Origin of the sequence: Gilliamella sp. B3127, assembly GCF_026536935.1 — a bacterium.
GTDB lineage: Bacteria > Pseudomonadota > Gammaproteobacteria > Enterobacterales > Orbaceae > Gilliamella > Gilliamella apicola_E.
On the sequence record NZ_JAFNNI010000002.1, the window covers coordinates 261,820 to 280,035 of the forward strand.

General features: G+C 35.5%; 16 protein-coding genes. 5 read left to right on the forward strand and 11 right to left on the reverse strand.

The features are described from left to right. Positions 1-13: 13 nt before the first annotated feature. The 4 genes from J3U00_RS04320 to J3U00_RS04335 are packed head-to-tail and all read right to left on the reverse strand — an operon-like array spanning position 14 to position 3,650. A complete protein-coding gene (locus J3U00_RS04320; protein WP_267331687.1) occupies positions 14-658 on the reverse strand; it encodes a 3-keto-L-gulonate-6-phosphate decarboxylase UlaD in 645 nt (214 codons plus the stop codon). A 20-nt stretch (positions 659-678) separates the two neighbouring features. After that, the gene (locus tag J3U00_RS04325; RefSeq protein WP_065563136.1) at positions 679-1,371 is read right to left on the reverse strand and encodes an L-ribulose-5-phosphate 4-epimerase; all 693 of its coding nucleotides are present in this window, start codon (positions 1,369-1,371) and stop codon (positions 679-681) included. Positions 1,372-1,374: 3 nt separating this feature from the next. Continuing rightward, on the reverse strand, positions 1,375-1,848 hold the full coding sequence (locus tag J3U00_RS04330; protein WP_065563137.1) for a PTS sugar transporter subunit IIA: 474 nt from the start codon (positions 1,846-1,848) through the stop codon (positions 1,375-1,377). Positions 1,849-1,883: 35 nt separating this feature from the next. Further along, positions 1,884-3,650, reverse strand: a complete 1,767-nt coding sequence (locus J3U00_RS04335; RefSeq protein WP_065733832.1) for a PTS ascorbate-specific subunit IIBC — start codon at positions 3,648-3,650, stop codon at positions 1,884-1,886. Positions 3,651-4,090: 440 nt separating this feature from the next. Here J3U00_RS04335 and ulaR point away from each other — a divergent pair, with 440 nt between their 5' ends. Together ulaR and ulaG are read left to right on the forward strand one after the other, a co-directional pair. Further along, positions 4,091-4,852 (forward strand): HTH-type transcriptional regulator UlaR, encoded by a 762-nt coding sequence (gene ulaR, locus J3U00_RS04340; RefSeq protein WP_065563139.1) that lies wholly within the window; start codon positions 4,091-4,093, stop codon positions 4,850-4,852. A 27-nt stretch (positions 4,853-4,879) separates the two neighbouring features. Continuing rightward, the gene (gene ulaG / locus J3U00_RS04345) at positions 4,880-5,947 is read left to right on the forward strand and encodes an L-ascorbate 6-phosphate lactonase (protein WP_065733831.1); all 1,068 of its coding nucleotides are present in this window, start codon (positions 4,880-4,882) and stop codon (positions 5,945-5,947) included. 127 nt (positions 5,948-6,074) lie between these two features. Here ulaG and recG read toward each other — a convergent pair whose 3' ends face one another. The 6 genes from recG to pmbA all read right to left on the reverse strand — a co-directional run bounded on the left by recG (position 6,075) and on the right by pmbA (position 15,111). Continuing rightward, positions 6,075-8,168, reverse strand: coding sequence for an ATP-dependent DNA helicase RecG (recG, locus tag J3U00_RS04350; protein ID WP_267331688.1), 2,094 nt, complete (start codon positions 8,166-8,168; stop codon positions 6,075-6,077). Between the two features lie 5 nt (positions 8,169-8,173). Further along, on the reverse strand, positions 8,174-10,282 hold the full coding sequence (gene spoT / locus J3U00_RS04355; RefSeq protein ID WP_267331689.1) for a bifunctional GTP diphosphokinase/guanosine-3',5'-bis pyrophosphate 3'-pyrophosphohydrolase: 2,109 nt from the start codon (positions 10,280-10,282) through the stop codon (positions 8,174-8,176). A gap of 19 nt (positions 10,283-10,301) precedes the next feature. Beyond that, complete coding sequence (rpoZ, locus tag J3U00_RS04360) at positions 10,302-10,592, reverse strand: DNA-directed RNA polymerase subunit omega (RefSeq protein WP_065563143.1); 291 nt, start codon at positions 10,590-10,592, stop codon at positions 10,302-10,304. 173 nt (positions 10,593-10,765) lie between these two features. Further along, positions 10,766-11,980: a CinA family nicotinamide mononucleotide deamidase-related protein gene (locus J3U00_RS04365; protein ID WP_267331690.1), complete on the reverse strand. Its 1,215-nt coding sequence runs from the start codon at positions 11,978-11,980 to the stop codon at positions 10,766-10,768. A 35-nt stretch (positions 11,981-12,015) separates the two neighbouring features. Then, complete coding sequence (locus tag J3U00_RS04370; RefSeq protein WP_267331691.1) at positions 12,016-13,752, reverse strand: SulP family inorganic anion transporter; 1,737 nt, start codon at positions 13,750-13,752, stop codon at positions 12,016-12,018. 6 nt (positions 13,753-13,758) lie between these two features. Beyond that, complete coding sequence (pmbA, locus tag J3U00_RS04375; RefSeq protein WP_267331692.1) at positions 13,759-15,111, reverse strand: metalloprotease PmbA; 1,353 nt, start codon at positions 15,109-15,111, stop codon at positions 13,759-13,761. Between the two features lie 77 nt (positions 15,112-15,188). Between pmbA and yjgA the strand changes: the two genes are divergently transcribed. From yjgA to J3U00_RS04390, 3 genes are all read left to right on the forward strand, one after another. Then, on the forward strand, positions 15,189-15,725 hold the full coding sequence (gene yjgA, locus J3U00_RS04380; RefSeq protein WP_065563146.1) for a ribosome biogenesis factor YjgA: 537 nt from the start codon (positions 15,189-15,191) through the stop codon (positions 15,723-15,725). Positions 15,726-15,794: 69 nt separating this feature from the next. After that, positions 15,795-16,319 (forward strand): inorganic diphosphatase, encoded by a 525-nt coding sequence (gene ppa, locus J3U00_RS04385; RefSeq protein ID WP_065563147.1) that lies wholly within the window; start codon positions 15,795-15,797, stop codon positions 16,317-16,319. A 391-nt stretch (positions 16,320-16,710) separates the two neighbouring features. Beyond that, positions 16,711-16,920 carry a cold shock domain-containing protein gene (locus J3U00_RS04390; RefSeq protein WP_025315032.1) on the forward strand — a complete coding sequence of 70 codons (210 nt, stop codon included), beginning with the start codon at positions 16,711-16,713 and terminating at the stop codon, positions 16,918-16,920. A gap of 135 nt (positions 16,921-17,055) precedes the next feature. Here J3U00_RS04390 and gapA read toward each other — a convergent pair whose 3' ends face one another. Further along, positions 17,056-18,054, reverse strand: a complete 999-nt coding sequence (gene gapA, locus J3U00_RS04395) for a glyceraldehyde-3-phosphate dehydrogenase (RefSeq protein ID WP_065563148.1) — start codon at positions 18,052-18,054, stop codon at positions 17,056-17,058. Between the last annotated feature and the right edge of the window lie 162 nt (positions 18,055-18,216).

Below are 18,216 nucleotides of genomic sequence, written 5' to 3' on the forward strand. Positions count from 1 at the left end.
TGCAATATACCAATTACCAATATTTAGCTATCTGCTCTCTTAAAGCTTGTGCAGTTTGTTGACCATTTTGGTTAGCAAGAGCACGACCAGCAATAAAGGCTTTCGTTTTGATTCCTGCAAAAAGATGAATATCTTCAGGTACAATACCGCCCGTGATAGAGAGCTCAAGGCCTAAGTCGGAAAGTTGACGCATTTTAACTAAGTCTTCTTCACCCCATCCAAATCCAGCTAATTCTGCATCACGAGAACGATGATAAATAGCTTGCTTTATACCTAACTTTCGCCAGGCTTTGGCATCATCTAGAGTCCAATGACCATATAACTCTATTTGAATTTCTCCATTAAATTCATCAGCAACTTTTTTACAGGCTTCAATAGTTGCAATATGTGCAGCCGCTGAAACAGTTAACCAATTAGCACCTGCAGAAAAAGCCATTTTGGCTAAAATCGCGCCACCGTCGGTAGTTTTTAAATCACAAACCAAGATATGGTTAGGGTATTTTTGTCTTAACGTTTTAACGCCACCAATACCTGCACCAAAAGCAAGAATTGTTCCCACTTCGATAATATCCACAAAACCAGCAACATTTTTTGCAACTTCTAAAGCTGGTTGTAATTCTGTTTGATCTAATGCGATTTGTAGTTTAGGTTTTGTCATTTTATTTGCCCTCTTGCATTCTATTTTTGACCATAATAAGCATTCGCACCATGTTTACGAAAATAGTGCTTATCCGATAAAGCTTGTTGAATTTTTATTGTTTGATTAAGTTGACGTGTAGAAATAGCCATCATTGCGACTTCTTCCAATACGACTGCATTATGCACAGCATCTAAAGCATTTTTACCCCAACAAAATGGAGCATGACCAGAAATAACTGCACCCGGCATCGCTTTAGGATCGAGCCCGCGTCGTTTAAACTCTTCAATAATCACAAGTCCGGTATTTTTTTCATAATCATTTGCTATTTCGCTATCGGTTAATCGACGCGTACATGGCACATCACCATAAAAATAGTCAGCATGGGTTGTTCCTAAGGCAGGTACATCGAGCTCTGCTTGTGCCCAAATAGTCGCATAACGAGAATGCGTATGAACAATACCACCAATATCTTTAAATGCTTTATAAAGCTCAAGATGAGTAGCGGTATCACTTGATGGATTTAGATGACCTTCGATAATGTCACCATTTAGTGCAACCACTACAATATCATCAACTTTCATCTTGTCATACTCGACACCTGATGGCTTAATAGCAATAACACCTTTATCACGATCAATCTCGGACACATTGCCCCATGTAAATGTCACCAAATGATATTGAGGCAATGTTAAATTAGCTGCTAATACTCTTTCTTTTAATGCTTGATACATAAATTAGCCTCCATTTAATGCCTTATCGATGACCGCATAAACATCTTCTTTGTTTTTGCAAGCTCTTAACTTATCAAGATTGACTCCAGTTTCACTGGTTTCATCATCTAACACCTGGGTAACCTCCATTAATCCTTCCATGTGTTGATCTGATGTACTTCCTGCTAAAGTAACAAGCACATCAACAGGTTCTTCTTCGCCATCGAAATAAACTGGTTGATTAAGGGTTACTAAAGCAAAAGCAGTACGATTGACTCCATCTTCTGGTCTGGCATGAGGCATGGCAAAATTAGGTGCAATAATAATATAAGGCCCCATTGTTTTAACGCAGTGGATAATTGCGTCATAATAAGAAGGTTTAATTGCATTTGAAGCGACTAACATATCGGTACCTAATTTGACAGCTTCTTGCCAATTAGCAGCATTTGCTTTTAATAATATTGAATTATTTTCAATTAATGATTCTTTCAAAGCCATCGTTGTACTCCTTTCTTCTCTTTATATTTAATCGATTATTGAGCAAGTACTTTTTTAATAATCTCAATAAGCTCATCACCGAATGTGTTTGGATTAAGCATATTTTGTACACCTAAAGCATGTTGTCCTTCATTAACTTCGATTTCGTGAATCAAGTGTTTTGAAGCCACAATAATGTCAACATTGGGTAAACGCGATTTGTAATCAGTTACCGCGCATGAATCCATCACATTTGCAATACCTTTCTTATCTAGATAATTAGCTATTTTCATTTTCATCATCATTGAAGAACCTTGCCCACTTCCACATACCGCAAGGATACGTATCGGACGACCTTCAGCCACGGCTACTTCATCCATTTTATCTACCACAGCTTCATTAACATCTTGTTGATTATCGTTAAATTCTGGATGATCTTTTTGCATTGCTTCTTCTTGTTTAAGCTGTTTTGCAGCAAAAAACATATAAACTAAAGCTAATGCAATTAATAAATAGATGAATAAATGAGAGAATGATAAGCCTTGTAAAATTGGTGGGAATAAAATTGCCCAATCAGCCATACCCATCCAAGCGTCAATAGGAGTACCATTTTGAGCAAAAATGTGAATTACCCAAGCTGAACCAAATACTTCAATCATGCCCATAACAAAACAGAGTTTCATCACCGCTTTCCAACCACCAAAATGGTTTGCAAAAACACCAATTGTCGCATTAGAGAAAAACATTGGAATAAAACCAGGAATAATCATAATCGGTGATTTGAAAATAAGTAATAAAGCAATCGCTAAAAATTGTCCTAATGCCCCCCAAATAAAACCAAATACCATAGCATTAGGTGAGAATGCATAAATCGCAGCACAATCTATTGCTAATACTGCATTAGGGATCAATTTTTCCGAAATACCTTTAAATGCCTCAGATAATTCAGCTACAAACATTCTTACCCCACCAACGATAACTTGTATGGCAACAGCAAATTTCAATCCTGTTTCAAGAATATAAATAGTCCAATGAGTAGAGCCAGCCATAGTTTGCAAATTATCCAAACCAAAAGAAAGCAAAATAATGCCAAAAAAGAATGTCATAACAATTGCTGTAGCAGCGATACTGTCATGAAAGATATGTAACCATTTAGGTAATTTAAGGTTATCAACAGAATTGGCTTTATCGCCTAATTTTGGTGCCAATTTAACAGCAATCCAAGAACCAAGTTGTTGCTGGTGTCCAATTGAAAAACCAGCACCACCAGTCACTGCTTCGGTAGGCTTAAACATCATATTGGAAAATATTCCCCAATATAACGCTGTAATGATTGCTGAATAGATTATTGTTTCCCACATGCCATAACCGAAAAGGAAATAGAATAAAGTAATCAACCCTACTTGTTGGAACATGATATGGCCTGTTAACATTATGGTACGAATACCGGTAATACGACGAAAAATGACTAAAACAATATTAATTGCTAGTGCTAATAAAACCGCATATCCTACCCACGAATACTGATCACCCATACCGTTTTCAACAGCAACCATTGATGCATAAGTGTCAATGATAGATCCTTTAATACCATGATATTCAGCTAATTTGGCAATAACCGGCTTAAAGGTCGAAACCAACACATTTGAACCCACTTGTAACAACATAAACCCAACAATGGTTTTAATTGTTCCTTTTAAAATTGTGGTTATGTCTTTGCGTAAAAGACAATAACCAAGCATTGTCACCAAGCCTAGTAACAAAGGTGCTTTCGTCATGACTTGACTATAAAAAATATAGAAAATGTTATAGATTACTTCCATATGCCCCTCTCATTGGTTATTGGACACTGTTTGCATTACAAATCCTTATTAACTTTTCAATGCAGGATAATTAACGCTATCCAGATGCCACTTATATGGTTGTTTAGTGTGAGGTTAGTTTTTTTCTTAAAACTTAACTCAGTTAATCAATCGTGATTCATTAACTGATATTCATCTTCCATAATCACAATTAATCATTCAATGATTATTTATGATTATTTTGACGTAGATCACTTTTCTATAACAATCAACTGTAAAACTGTGATGGATATCACATTATCGCTAAAAAAAACACCAAACAAATCAAATTATAGTTATATTAATCAATAGATTAAATTATTTCATCTTTAATAAGACATGATCAGCGATTGACAATAAATCCAATGATAATTATTATCACAAATAATCAAATTAGCTCATGATGTTATAAGAGGTTATCAATGAATGAAATTGTGCGACACAACGAAATTGTTGCTTTAGTCAATGAAAAAGGTGAGTTAAAAGTCACCGAATTAATTGAAATTTTCTCCATTTCTCCGGCTACAGCTAGAAGAGATATAACTAAACTTGCTTTAGATGGTCGAGTGCGAAAAGTACGTAATGGTATTTTACGGTTAGAAGAACAAAAACCTATTTGGGCACCAATAGATATCAATAACACCGATCACTATCATGAAAAAGCGCGCATCGCGATACGTGCAGCTAAACTATGCGAAAGTGATGAAAACGTTGTGATTAATTGCGGTTCAACAGCATTTTTATTAGGGCGTGAATTGTGTGGTAAAAATGTCTCAATTATTACCAATTACTTTCCATTAGCCTGTTATTTAATTGAACACGATCATGAAAACGTCATCATTATGGGAGGGTTATATAACAAAACACAAAATATCATACTCAACCCTATTGCCAGCTTTACTGATTCTTATGCAGCAAAATGGATGTTTACTAGTGGCAAAACATTAACACCAACTGGTCTTTATAAAAATGAGATCTTAGGTGCAGTTGCAGAACAACAAATTTTAGAAAAAGCTGAAAAATTAGTTGTGGTGGTAGATAGCTCCAAAATCGATACTAAAGCCAACTCCGGCATGCTTTTTTGTCCTGTAAATAAAATCGATATTTTAATTACAGGTAAACAAGCGAATAAAGAAGTAATCGATTGCATAAAAGAGCAAGGCGTAGAAGTAATATTAGTTTAACTATTAAATGAAGAAAAGGAACATAGTATGAGTAAAGTGAATGAAATTACCCGTGACTCTTGGATTTTAAACACTTTTCCTGAGTGGGGAACTTGGCTTAATGAAGAGATAGAAAATACGGAAGTTAAACCTAATACGTTTACCATGTGGTGGCTTGCTTGTACGGGAATTTGGTTGAAATCAGCTGGTAACACCAATATTTCTGTCGATTTCTGGTGTGGTACAGGTAAAAAAACCCACGCCAATCCTTTAATGAACAAACAACACCAGATGATGCGCATGGGGGGTGTACGTGAATTACAACCTAATTTAAGAACCAGCCCATTTGTTTTAGATCCATTTGCTATTAAACAAATTGATGCCGTCATGGCAACACATGATCATGCGGACCATATTGATGTCAATGTTGCAGCTGCAGTTATTCAAAATTGCTCACCAGAAGTAAAATTTATTGGTCCTAAAGCTTGTGTCGAATTGTGGAAAAGTTGGGGTGTACCGGAAGAACGCTGTATTGTTGCCAAAGTAGGTGAAACCTTACATGTTGGCGATATTACGATTCATGTTTTAGATTCATTTGATAGAACATCACTTGTAACTTTACCTAAAGGTGTTTCGTCAACAGATAAATCCATTTTAGATGGGATGAATGATCGTGCAGTCAATTATTTATTCGAAACAACCGGTGGTTCACTCTACCATTCCGGGGATTCTCACTATTCAAACTATTATGCAAAACACGGTAATGATTATAAAATTGATGTTGCTCTTTTATCTTATGGTGAAAATCCACGTGGTGTAACCGATAAAATGACTTCGTCAGATATTTTACGCGCAGCAGAATCTCTCAACACTAAAGTGGTCATTCCATTCCACCATGATATTTGGTCTAATTTCCAAAGTGATCCTCGTGAAATAGAAGTATTATGGGATATGAAAAAAGACCGCCTAGAATATCAATTTAGACCATTTTTCTGGCAAGTTGGTGGTAAATATACATATCCTACTGATAAAAATAAAATGCATTATCAGCACTATCGAGGATTCAGAGATATCTTTACCGATGAGCCGGAATTACCATACCGTTCATTCTTATAAATAAAATTAACACTAATATTTATGGACTTATAGATATCGCTATAAGTCCTTTTTTATGAATAACGCTCTGCTTTTATTGAATATTATATGGAAAAAAGCTATTGCAGTTCTCAACTACTATCATAATTTAAGCATTAATGTACTTTTCTCGATCAGGTAGCCAACATTCAATTAGCTGATTAGCACTTTCGGGATAATTCTTCTGTAAATAATAAGAGGCTTTTTGCACTTCATTAATTAGATGTTGATCACGGATTAAATCAACTACTTTGAAGTTAGCTACCCCTATTTGCCTTGTACCTAGAATTTCGCCACTACCACGAATCTCTAGATCTTTTTGGGCAATAACAAAACCGTCATTACTTTCTCGCATCACCTTCATACGTGCTTGAGCTATTTTACTTAAAGGTGCTTGATACATAAGAACACAATGAGATATTGCAGTACCTCTCCCTACTCGCCCACGTAATTGGTGCAGTTGTGCTAAGCCTAAACGTTCAGCATTTTCAATAATCATTAAGCTGGCATTAGGCACATCAACACCGACTTCAATAACCGTTGTGGCAACTAATAATTGAATTTTACCGTCTTTAAAATCCTGCATGACAGATTGTTTTTGATCTGATTTCATTTTGCCATGCACTAAAGCAATAATAAGATGCGGTAAGCGTTCTTGTAATTCTGCAACTAACATTTCTGCAGCTTGAGCATCAAGCGTTTCAGATTCTTCAACTAAAGTACAAACCCAATAGACTTGGCGATTATCAATGCAAGCTTGATTGACACGTTCAATAATTTCATCACGACGAGAATTTGGTATCACTATCGTCGATATTGGCGTTCGTCCTGGAGGTAATTCATCTATGATTGATACATCTAAATCTGCATAAACTGTCATCGCTAGGGTTCTTGGAATTGGCGTTGCTGTCATTATTAATTGATGAGGATGACACTCATCTTTAATACCTTTTTCCCAAAGACTTAATCGCTGGTTTACACCAAAGCGATGTTGTTCATCAATAATCACCAATCCTAATTGAAAAAACTTAACTTTCTCAACAAATACGGCATGAGTACCAATTAACATTGAAATTTCGCCTAATTCAATATCATCATATCGTCGTTTTTTATTTTTTGCGGTTAATCGCCCAGTTAACAACTCAACCTTTATTCCTAGTGGCTCAAACCATCGACAAAAATTATGAAAATGTTGTTCGGCTAATATTTCGGTCGGCGCCATTAAAACAACTTGCTTATTATTTTCAATAGCATTTAGAGCGGCTAAAGCTGCCACTAACGTTTTACCTGAGCCCACATCTCCCTGAACTAATCGCATCATTGGAACTGACTTAGCCATATCTTGATAAATATCCTGTACGACTCTTTTTTGCGCATTTGTCGGTTCAAATGGCAAAGAAGCAAGGAAAGGCTGAGAATAACGCTTATTACTATGCATTGGATAAGAATGTTGTTTTTGATTATCAACCTTAATAAACAACATACTTAAATGATAAGCAAGCAACTCTTCAAAAACAAAACGCTTTATTGCTGGATGTTCTCCATCAATAAGCTGATCTACATTCGTTGTTAATGATGGATTATGAATAATATCTAATGATTCAACAACAGATAAATAACCATTGGTTATTGAAACCGGTAAGATTTCAGCTGGTGGGTTTCGTTTTAACAATATTAATGCCGATTGTATTGCTTTACGGATGACATTCTGAGTTAACCCATAGGTGGTTGAATAAATCGGCGTAAATCGCTCTTCGTTTGGTTCAGAAAAACTAGGCGACTCCTCTTTTTTTGATTGAATATTAAATTGTGGGTGAATCATTTCTGGATAATGGCTCCCCCTCTTTATTTCTCCGTAAGCCCTCACCCATTTACCGGATGCCATGGCAGTCTTCATACCCATGTTGAAATTGAGAAAACGTAAAATAGCGATACCAGAATCATCCTGAATATAGCAGAGCAACATTTTACGTTTAGTTGTAATTATTTCACTTTTGATAATTTGACCTAAAATTGTGGTCGTTTCACCAATAGCAACATCACTAATTGCTGAAGATGTCGAACGATCTTCATAACGTAAAGGAAAATGTAATAAGAGATCTTGAACAGATTTAATACCAAGTGCAAAGAATTTTTTTTCTAAACTAGGCCCAATACCAGCTAATTTTGCAAGCGGTATTCGGTTTAGCAAACGATCAACCATAATAACTAATTAATATTACGTGTCACACTCACTACATCTTGTTGTAGTGATAATTTTCGGATTAAATCATTAAGTTGTTGAGTATTCTTAACTTCAATTTGCAAAATAATTGTATAGATTTGCCTATCTTTTTCTTCCGTGTTTAACCATTGAATATGTGCTTTCTCATCATTAATGATAGAAAGAACATGGCCTAAAGAACCCTGATTATTAATAATATCTACCCAAATTTCAGCTACAAAAAACTGCTCAATATCTGGTGCCCATTTAAGCGAAATATATTTATCGGGATTATTCTGATAACCACTAACATTGCGACAAGATTCATGATGCACAGTTAAACCTTTTTCAGGGCTAACATGACCGACAATAGGATCATTAGGAATAGGATGACAACATTTTGAAAAAGTAACTAATACCCCTTCACTTCCCGTTATAACTAATGTTTTATTTTCTTCAGATTGATTAAATAAAAGCGCTTTATGTTCAAGACCTTTGACAATAAAATGGCTCATAATATTGCCTAGCCCTATTTCAGCTAATACATCCTCAAACGAAGTCAACTTAGTCAAACTAACAATACGATCTTTCTGCTTATCAGTTAGCGAGTCGATTCCACCCGATTTAATAAGCGCTAAATTAAGCAATTTACGACCTAATAAAATAGCATCTTCGCGCTTCAAGGTTTTCAATGCTTGTCGAATGCGAGATCTTGCTTTAGCACTAACGACAAAATTAAGCCAGCTTGCATTAGGACGACTTTCTGGAGACGTAATAATTTCAACAGTTTGACCATTGCTTAAAGGTTGAGAAAGCGGGTAAGGTTTACGATCAACTAAAGCCCCAATACACTGGAAACCGATATCAGAATGCACAGCATATGCTAAATCAACTGCTGTTGAACCTTCAGGTAATTGAACAATTCGACCTTTGGGTGTAAAAACATAAATTTCTTTTGGAAAAAGGTCAGATTTAACATTTTCAATAAACTCAAATGAATTACCAACACTTTGTTGAAGTTCCAACAAGCTCTGCATCCAACGCTGGGCTTTAATCTGAGTAGTAGTGTTATTTAACTCATCATTTTCATTATAAATCCAATGTGCAGCAACACCCATTTCTGCCATTTGATCCATATCTTCGGTTCGAATTTGCACTTCCACAGGCGTACCATGTGGGCCAATCAATGATGAATGCAACGATTGATAACCATTCGCTTTAGGAATAGCAATATAATCTTTAAAACGATTAAGTCGAGGTTTATATAAGTTATGGACTAAACCAAGTGCACGATAACAAGTATCAACATCATCAACTACAATTCGGAAAACATAAATATCCATAATTGAGTGGAAATGCTGTTCACGAAGTTGCATCTTTTGATAAATAGCATAAATGTTCTTTTCAAGCGCTTCCACTTGGGCATTGATATTCGCTTCAGCTAAACGCCCTTTAATTTCTGATAGAATTTGCTGAATAAGCTCTTTTCTGGTGCCACGAGCAATTTTAACGACTTTTTCAAGAACTTTAGCCCGATTAGGATGCATCGCCGTAAAACCAAGTATTTCAAGCTCAGTTTTAATATGATGAATACCTAAACGATGAGCCAAAGGAGCATAAATCTCTAATGTTTCTTTAGCAATACGTCGACGTTTATCCGGTCTTAATGCCCCAAGAGTACGCATATTATGCGTTCTATCAGCTAACTTAATTAGAATCACTCGGACATCTTCGGTCATGGCTAAAACCATTTTGCGAAAATTTTCAGCTTGAGCTTCTTGTCGGTTTCTAAATTTTAACTTATCAAGTTTCGAGACACCTTCAACTAACATTGCTACATGTTTGCCAAATTTTTGTGTTATATCTTGAAAGGTGACTTGGGTATCTTCGATGGTGTCATGCAAAAGTGCAGCGATGATGGTCTCATAATCCAGCCGCATATCGGCTAAAATGGTTGCTACAGCAACCGGATGAGTAATATAGGGCTCACCGCTACAACGGAATTGTCCTTCATGCGCTTGTTTAGCAAAAAAGTAGGCATTTTGAATTAATTCAACTTGTTTAGCTGGAAGATAAAATGCAACAACCTCTTTTAAGCTTTCAAAATATTGCATGGACAATTCTCAGCAATGTTTATTCGTATGAGGGAGTATTTTCTAAAAGTACCGTTTCATGAAGAGCATTACGCACTTCTGATTCTTCATCTTGACGAGCTTGGAATTCAGCAGTATCAAGAATTTGTTTATTTACAAGCCCATCTTCAATTTCGCGTAAAGCAACTACAGTTTCTTTATCGTTTTCTTCTGGAATTAGTGGCGTTTTGTTTTCAACTTGTAATTGACGAGCACGTCTTGCTGCAACTAAAACGAGATCAAAGCGATTACCAATTTTTTCTACTGCATCTTGGACAGTTACACGAGCCATTTTTACCTCTAATATATTAACTTATATGCTTCAATTGAAAGATCCGCTATTCTACTTAATTTTGTAGGGAATTGTCCATAACTAATATTACTAACAAATGAAAACCCCCTGTAAAATTGTTCTAAAAGCGGAAGCAATATTATAAAACTATTTATTAAAACTATACGATAAAACTATACCAATAACTCTAACCAGACGTTAGGCCCAATGATAGGCAGATTTAAAAGATAACGACGCAAACCATCTAAAGCAATCGCAGATAAAATTTGTTGTTGAATCTTATTATTTTGAACTCTACCAGTATACTTCAATTTAAAATGCAATTCTTGATTTTTAGTGACAATAACTAAAGTAAATTCCGTATTCTTTTCTTGAAAATTGACTACCCCTAGCGCAATATCAGCTTTTTGATTTTGCAATACTTGTGAAAAGTAATTAAGTGGTTCTTCCATCACAAAAGGTACCACTTCTGATTTCACCATAGGGGCATTGGCTTCTAATAGGTGATAACCAATTACTCCAGCTGATTGTTGTTCAATGACCACAATAGATTGATTCATTTCATTTAACAACCTTGATACAACCTGAGCTAAACCTGATACACCTTGATTAACACCTTCACAAAGTAAATTATCTACAACAATAGACTTTATTTTGTGCCATGCGCTATCCATTTCACTTTTTTTACTTTCTGGCCCAGTTAATTTCAATTCAATAATAGGCATTGCTGCACGATAACCAACTGTAATAAAATCAGGAATATCTAATGAAGTCTCGATCTCCATTCCTAAATCACTTTCTGTTCGTCCCATGGTGGTTAATCGATAACAGAGTTTACGTTCGGTTATAGGATAGATCATCTTAATGTCAGGCAAAATTGAAGTTCTAATCATTTCTTTAAATTCAGAAGGAACGCCTGGCGTAAAGAATAATAGACAATTATTTAACACCATCTTAAAGCCACATGCCGTTCCAATTGGATTATCAATTAACGTTGCACTTTGAGGTAACATTGCTTGTTTGATATTGCTTGATGGCATTTTTCTACCGCGATTCAGGAAGTAGCGTTCAAGCACTTTAAGCCACTCATCGTGTAAAACCAAAGACTCATTATTAGCCTGTGCAGCTGCTTTTGCACTTAGATCATCACTTGTTGGTCCTAACCCTCCATTCACAATTAAAATATCATTGTGCAAGCTACGCTCTTGCAGAGTATCAACCAATGTCAACAAATCATCCCCTACTGTATGGCGCGAAGTGATAGAAATGCCTTCTTCAAATAAAAAATCAGATAACCAAGCTGCATTAGTATCAACAATTTGACCATATAAAACCTCATCTCCAGTACTAAGCATCTCAATTTTGAGTGGATCTTTTATCTGATTCATAATTATCCCTAGCTAATTAAAAAATGATTAAAAATTTAATTATTTATATCCTCGTCGTTTTTGCTTTCCATATGTTCTTTACTCTGCACTGACCTAACAGCAAAATAAAGATCATAAGCAAACTCAATATAATCAGTATCTAATTTAATATTCATCTGCTTAAACCAATTCTTCAATGTTTTACGTCGGCCAGATAGAATTAATACCACATTTCTAACCTTCAACGATTTAACCAACTCGTCAATACCGGTCAAAACACTAACATCTTTATAGGTAAAGCAAGGAATAGCATCAACAATCACATAATTAATTGTCTCAGGAGATTCATCTATATAATTAATAATCCTACGTTTAAAGTATGCAATATTGAAATAAGTTAATGGAGAATTAAAGCGATAAATCATAGTGTTACTTAATGGACTAACATCCGAACCAATTGAATGAATTCGTCCACTTTCATCAACACCTAATAATTGATCATTCGGCCTAAACACACGACGCAAAAATAAAAACAGCCCTAATAAAACGGCCAACGCCATACCGGGAATAATACCAATAACTAACACCGAAATTAACGTAGTTAAGCTTAAATAAAACGCATCACGATCGAATTTAAAAAATCGGATAATAGTTTGGAAATTGATAAGAGATAAAGAAGAATATATTAAAATCACCGCCAACACACAAGTTGGAATATATTGTAGTGGTGACAAAAAGAACAATACGACAAAGCCAATCAAAACAGCCGCAATAATTGATACTAATTGCGTTTTACCACCATTGGCATCATTAACCGCGGTACGTGATGAGGTACCGCTGACTACAAAGCCTTGCGATAAACCTGCAACAATATTAGCCATACCTAATGCTTTAAATTCAACATCGGCATTAGTCTCATAATTATTTTTAGAGGCAAAGCTTCGTACCGTAATCATCATACTTACAAAACAAATAACGGCGATATTGAGCGAAGGAACGACTAAATTACGCATCAAGCCCTTATCAAAATCAATCCATGACTCAGCAGGAATAAAATCACTCGTTACTCCACCAATGATTCGAACATTATAATGTTCAAAATTAAACAGCCAAGAGAGAAACGTCATAATAATTACAGCAAACAAAGGAGCTGGATAACGTGGTTTGAATTTTTTCAATACAACCAAAATCGCAAGTGTAAAAAAAGATATAAATGCCGTTAACACATGAATTTCAGATATTTTAAAAGGTAGATAAGCAATGCGTTCTATCAAATAAGAATAATCATACTTAAAGCCAAACATCTTAGCTAACTGATCGACCATAATAGTAATTGAAATCCCATTAAGTAGGCCAATCAAAATTGGCTGGCTTAATAAATCCGCCAAAGCACCTAAATGGAGTTTACCGGCAATCAAGCACCAAATACCGATCATAATGGTCAACAGCACCACCAATTGCCAACGTAAAACAGGATCATTAGCTGCTAAAGGAAATACCACAGCAGCAACCACAGCACAGGTAGCTGTATCGGGACCGACAATCAATTGCCTGGATGAACCAAAAAGCGCATAGACAATAAGCGGCAAGATAGTTGAATATAATCCCGCAATCGCACCGACGCCTGTAAGCTCTGCATAAGCGATAGAAACAGGCAAAGAAACTGCTGCCACTGATAATCCCGCTTTAATATCAAAACTAAGATATTCGCGCTTATATCGCAATAAACTCATCAGGCCTGGCATCCAAAAAATAATTTTTTGGAATAATGCGCTACTGGTAAACTTTCCCATGTTTGATTATTTCCCTGCTACACTCATATTTTCTACTAATATTGATCCAGTTTGAATATTACTTCTTGTCTCAATATCACTGCCTATTGCCACAATATTTTGGTAAATATCCTTAAGGTTACCCGCGACGGTAATTTCATTGATTGGATACTGTATTTTACCATTTTCCACCCAAAAACCAGAGGCGCCACGCGAATAATCACCCGTAACATTATTAACACCTTGTCCCATTAATGACGTAATAACAACACCTTTATCTAATTTTCTTAGCATTGTATCAAAATCAGCATCAGTTTGACTTGGAGAAACTAACCAATTATGTATACCACCAGCATGTCCAGTCGATTTAAGCCCTAATTTTCTGGCTGAATAGTTACTTAACAAATAAGTTTGTAAAATACCGTCTTCAATAATATTGCGCTTAACTGTTTTGGTTCCTTCACTATCAAAAGGTGATGACCCAACTCCTTTTAAAATATAAGGATCTTCTAAAATTGTCAGCCAAGAAGGAAAAATCGCATTACCCACACTATCTAATAAAAAAGAGGATTTTCGGTAAATAGCACCACCACTAATGGCTCCAACTAAATGGCGAATCAACCCAACAGCAACTTCTGCACAAAAAAGAACTGGAACTTGCATAGTCTTTATTTGTTTAGCACCTAAATGAGCAACCGCCTTTTCAGCAGCATGATTACCAACCCAATCAGGTGATTTTAATTGGTTAGCAACACGGGATGACGTATATTCATAATTACGCTCCATTTGCCCATTTTGTTCAGCAATAACAGAGCAAGAAAGTGAATGCGAACTTGCACAGTAACCTTGTAACATCCCTAAACTATTACCATAAACATAAACACCATAACGACTATTAAAATAACCACCGTCACAGCTTATTAAAGAAGACCTTGCCAACGCACTTAGTTCAGCCTGTTTTGCCTGTTCAATTGCATTATCAACATTCAAATCACTTGGATAAAACAGATCTAAATCTGGCGCATCAAAAGCCATTAAATCGGGATCACCAAGACCAGAACAAGGATCTGCTGACGTATATTGCATAATATTAATAGCCATATCCACAGTTTGACTGATTGCCTGTGGCGACAAATCACTGGTTGACGCACTACCCTTACGCTGATTTTGATAAACAGTAATACCTAACGCACCATCACTATTAAACTCAACATTCTCAGCCTCACCATCTCGTGTACTAACACTAATCCCTGTTGATTGATTAATCGATACCTCAACCGCATCAACTCGAGCTTTTGCCTGGTTAATAGCATCGGCAACAATTGCTGACAAATGTTGCTTTTGGCTTAACGCGTCTTTTTTAATTTGTTCAATACTCATTTTATTATTTTCTACAATTCTGCTAGTGATACGTTATAATATGCCAGAATTCAATTTTAGTTAACAAAAGAAATAGCATGAATAACAATCAAGAGCCAAATTTAGAACCTGACTTCAACATTGATCCTCAAGACGATGACATTATTTACGTCAGTAAAAGTGAAATCAAACGTGATGCTGAAGCACTTAAAAAGTTAGGTGTCGAACTTGTCAACTTAAGCAAAAATGAAATTGCTAAAATTCCCCTTGATGAAGATCTACTTTATGCGATTGAATTAGCGCAAAAAATAAAAAAAGAAGGCTATCGTAGGCAAATCCAATACATTGGTAAACTACTCCGAAGTCGTGATATTGAACCTATAACATTAGCTTTGGATAAACTTAAAAATCGCCATAACCAACAAGTCGCCCTATTTCATCGATTAGAAAAATTGCGTGACGAACTTATAGAAACGGGTGATGCAGAATCAATAATGGGGCTTTTCCCTTCCGCAGATAGACAGCAACTACGCACACTAGCGCGTTTAGCCAAAAAAGAACTCTCTGCAAACAAAACCCCAAAAACAGCCAGACAAATTTTTCAATATCTAAAAGATTTGAGCGAAACAGAGTAAATTTTTATAATGCTCGCTTTATATTTATCATTAAACACTATTAACAAATAAAAGATAGAGGACACAAAAATGGGACTATTAAATGTACCAGCAGGTAAAGAATTACCAGACGACATCTATGTTGTAATCGAAATCCCAGCGAATGCTGACCCAATTAAATATGAAGTTGATAAAGACACTGGTGCAGTATTTGTCGATCGTTTTATGGCAACAGCAATGTTCTATCCATGTAACTATGGTTATATCAACCACACTTTATCACTAGATGGAGATCCTGTTGACGTATTAGTCCCAACACCATACCCATTACAACCAGGTTCAGTAATTCGTTGCCGTCCAGTTGGTGTATTAAAAATGACTGATGAGGCGGGTTCTGATGCTAAATTAGTTGCAGTACCACACACTAAACTATCAAAAGAATACGATCATATTAAAGATGTAGATGACTTACCTGAATTATTAAAATCTCAAATCAAACACTTCTTTGAACAATACAAAGCCCTTGAAAAAGGTAAATGGGTAAAAGTTGAAGGTTGGGATAACGCAGAAGCAGCTCGAAAAGAAATTATCGAATCATTTGAACGTGCAAAATAAACCCTTCTTTACAAAAAAGTAATCGCTTTACCGAGTCATAAAGAAAAATTTTTATGACTCGCATTTTTAGACTTTTTTTGACTTTCGAAATAACTTCAAGTAGTTATAATATCAGTAATTTGCTATAGATCAAAAAACGATCAATTATCAAAAAATCATATAAAAAACTTCATCCTAAGATGAAAAAAATGTCATGAAACTCTTGCTTTCGATTATGATTTATGAGGTAATAGTCGTGGGTGAACAAAAGAAGCATTTTTATGGAAACGATTAACTTTTTAATTTAGTGGTAAACTGGTTAGATTAGTTTTTGAGTTGATGTAAACAATGTTTTGTTAAGCCTAAACAGCCGATAAGGCAAATTATTAATTATTGTTAGGATGTCTAGTAAATGAATAAAAAAACAGGCCAAGTAAAATGGTTCAATGAAAGTAAAGGTTTTGGTTTTATTACCCCAGCCGATGGAAGCAAAGATGTATTTGTTCACTTCTCTGCAATCTCAGGCGACGGCTTTAAAACCTTAGCTGAAGGACAACAAGTCGAATTTGCGATCCAAGATAGCCCACGTGGACCAGCAGCGGCTGAAGTTGTTGTTATCTAATTAAATTTTAATTAAATAATAAAAGTAAAACGCCTATTTTTTCAAATAGGCGTTTTTTATGCTTACGAATAATCATTCTTAGCAGAAATAAAAAAAGCGACTCAAGGTCGCTTTTTTTATCAATTACAATGCTTCTTATTTTTTAGAAACAACTGCGATTAAGTCTAATACTTTGTTTGAATAACCAACTTCATTATCGTACCAAGATACTAATTTAACAAAGTTATCGCTTAATTGGATACCTGCTTTAGCATCAAATACAGAAGTACAAACTTCACCTAAGAAATCTGTAGACACAACGTCATCTTCAGTATAACCAAGAACGCCTTTCATAGGACCTTCAGCTGCTGCTTTGATAACTTTACAGATATCTTCGTATTTAGCTGGTTTAGCTAAACGTGCAGTTAAGTCAACAACAGAAACGTCTGGAGTTGGAACGCGGAAAGCCATACCAGTTAATTTACCATTTAATTCAGGGATAACTTTACCTACAGCTTTAGCAGCACCAGTTGATGAAGGGATGATGTTTTGAGCAGCACCACGACCACCACGCCAGTCTTTATGAGAAGGACCATCAACAGTTTTTTGAGTTGCTGTAGTTGCGTGAACTGTAGTCATTAACGCTTCAACGATACCGAAGTTATCATTAACTACTTTAGCTAAAGGCGCTAAACAGTTAGTAGTACAAGATGCGTTAGAAACGATATCTTGACCAGCATAATCTTTATCATTAACACCCATTACAAACATTGGTGTGCTATCTTTTGAAGGACCAGTTAAAACAACTTTTTTAGCACCAGCTTGGATATGTTTACGAGCAGTTTCATCAGTTAAGAATAAACCAGTTGCTTCAGCTACAACATCAACACCTACTTCATTCCATTTTAAGTTCGCAGGATCTCTTTCAGCAGTAACGCGGATTGTTTTACCATTAACGATTAATTTACCGTCTTTAACTTCAACAGTACCGTCAAAACGACCGTGAGTTGAATCATATTTAAGCATATAAGCCATATAATCAACGTCTAATAAATCGTTGATTGCAACAATTTCGATGTCAGAACGTTTTTGTGCAGCACGGAAAACAATACGACCGATACGGCCAAAACCATTAATACCTACTTTGATTGTCATAACAATTACCTTCTTTATTTGTGTTAAATGATAAAATAATTGGCAATAAACTACCAAATTTTTGTGGTTTATTCAAGCTGAATTAAAATAATTGGTAAGAATAAATTTAACAGAAAACCATCTTAATTATCATCCGATGATAGCCAGCCTAAATAGGCATAT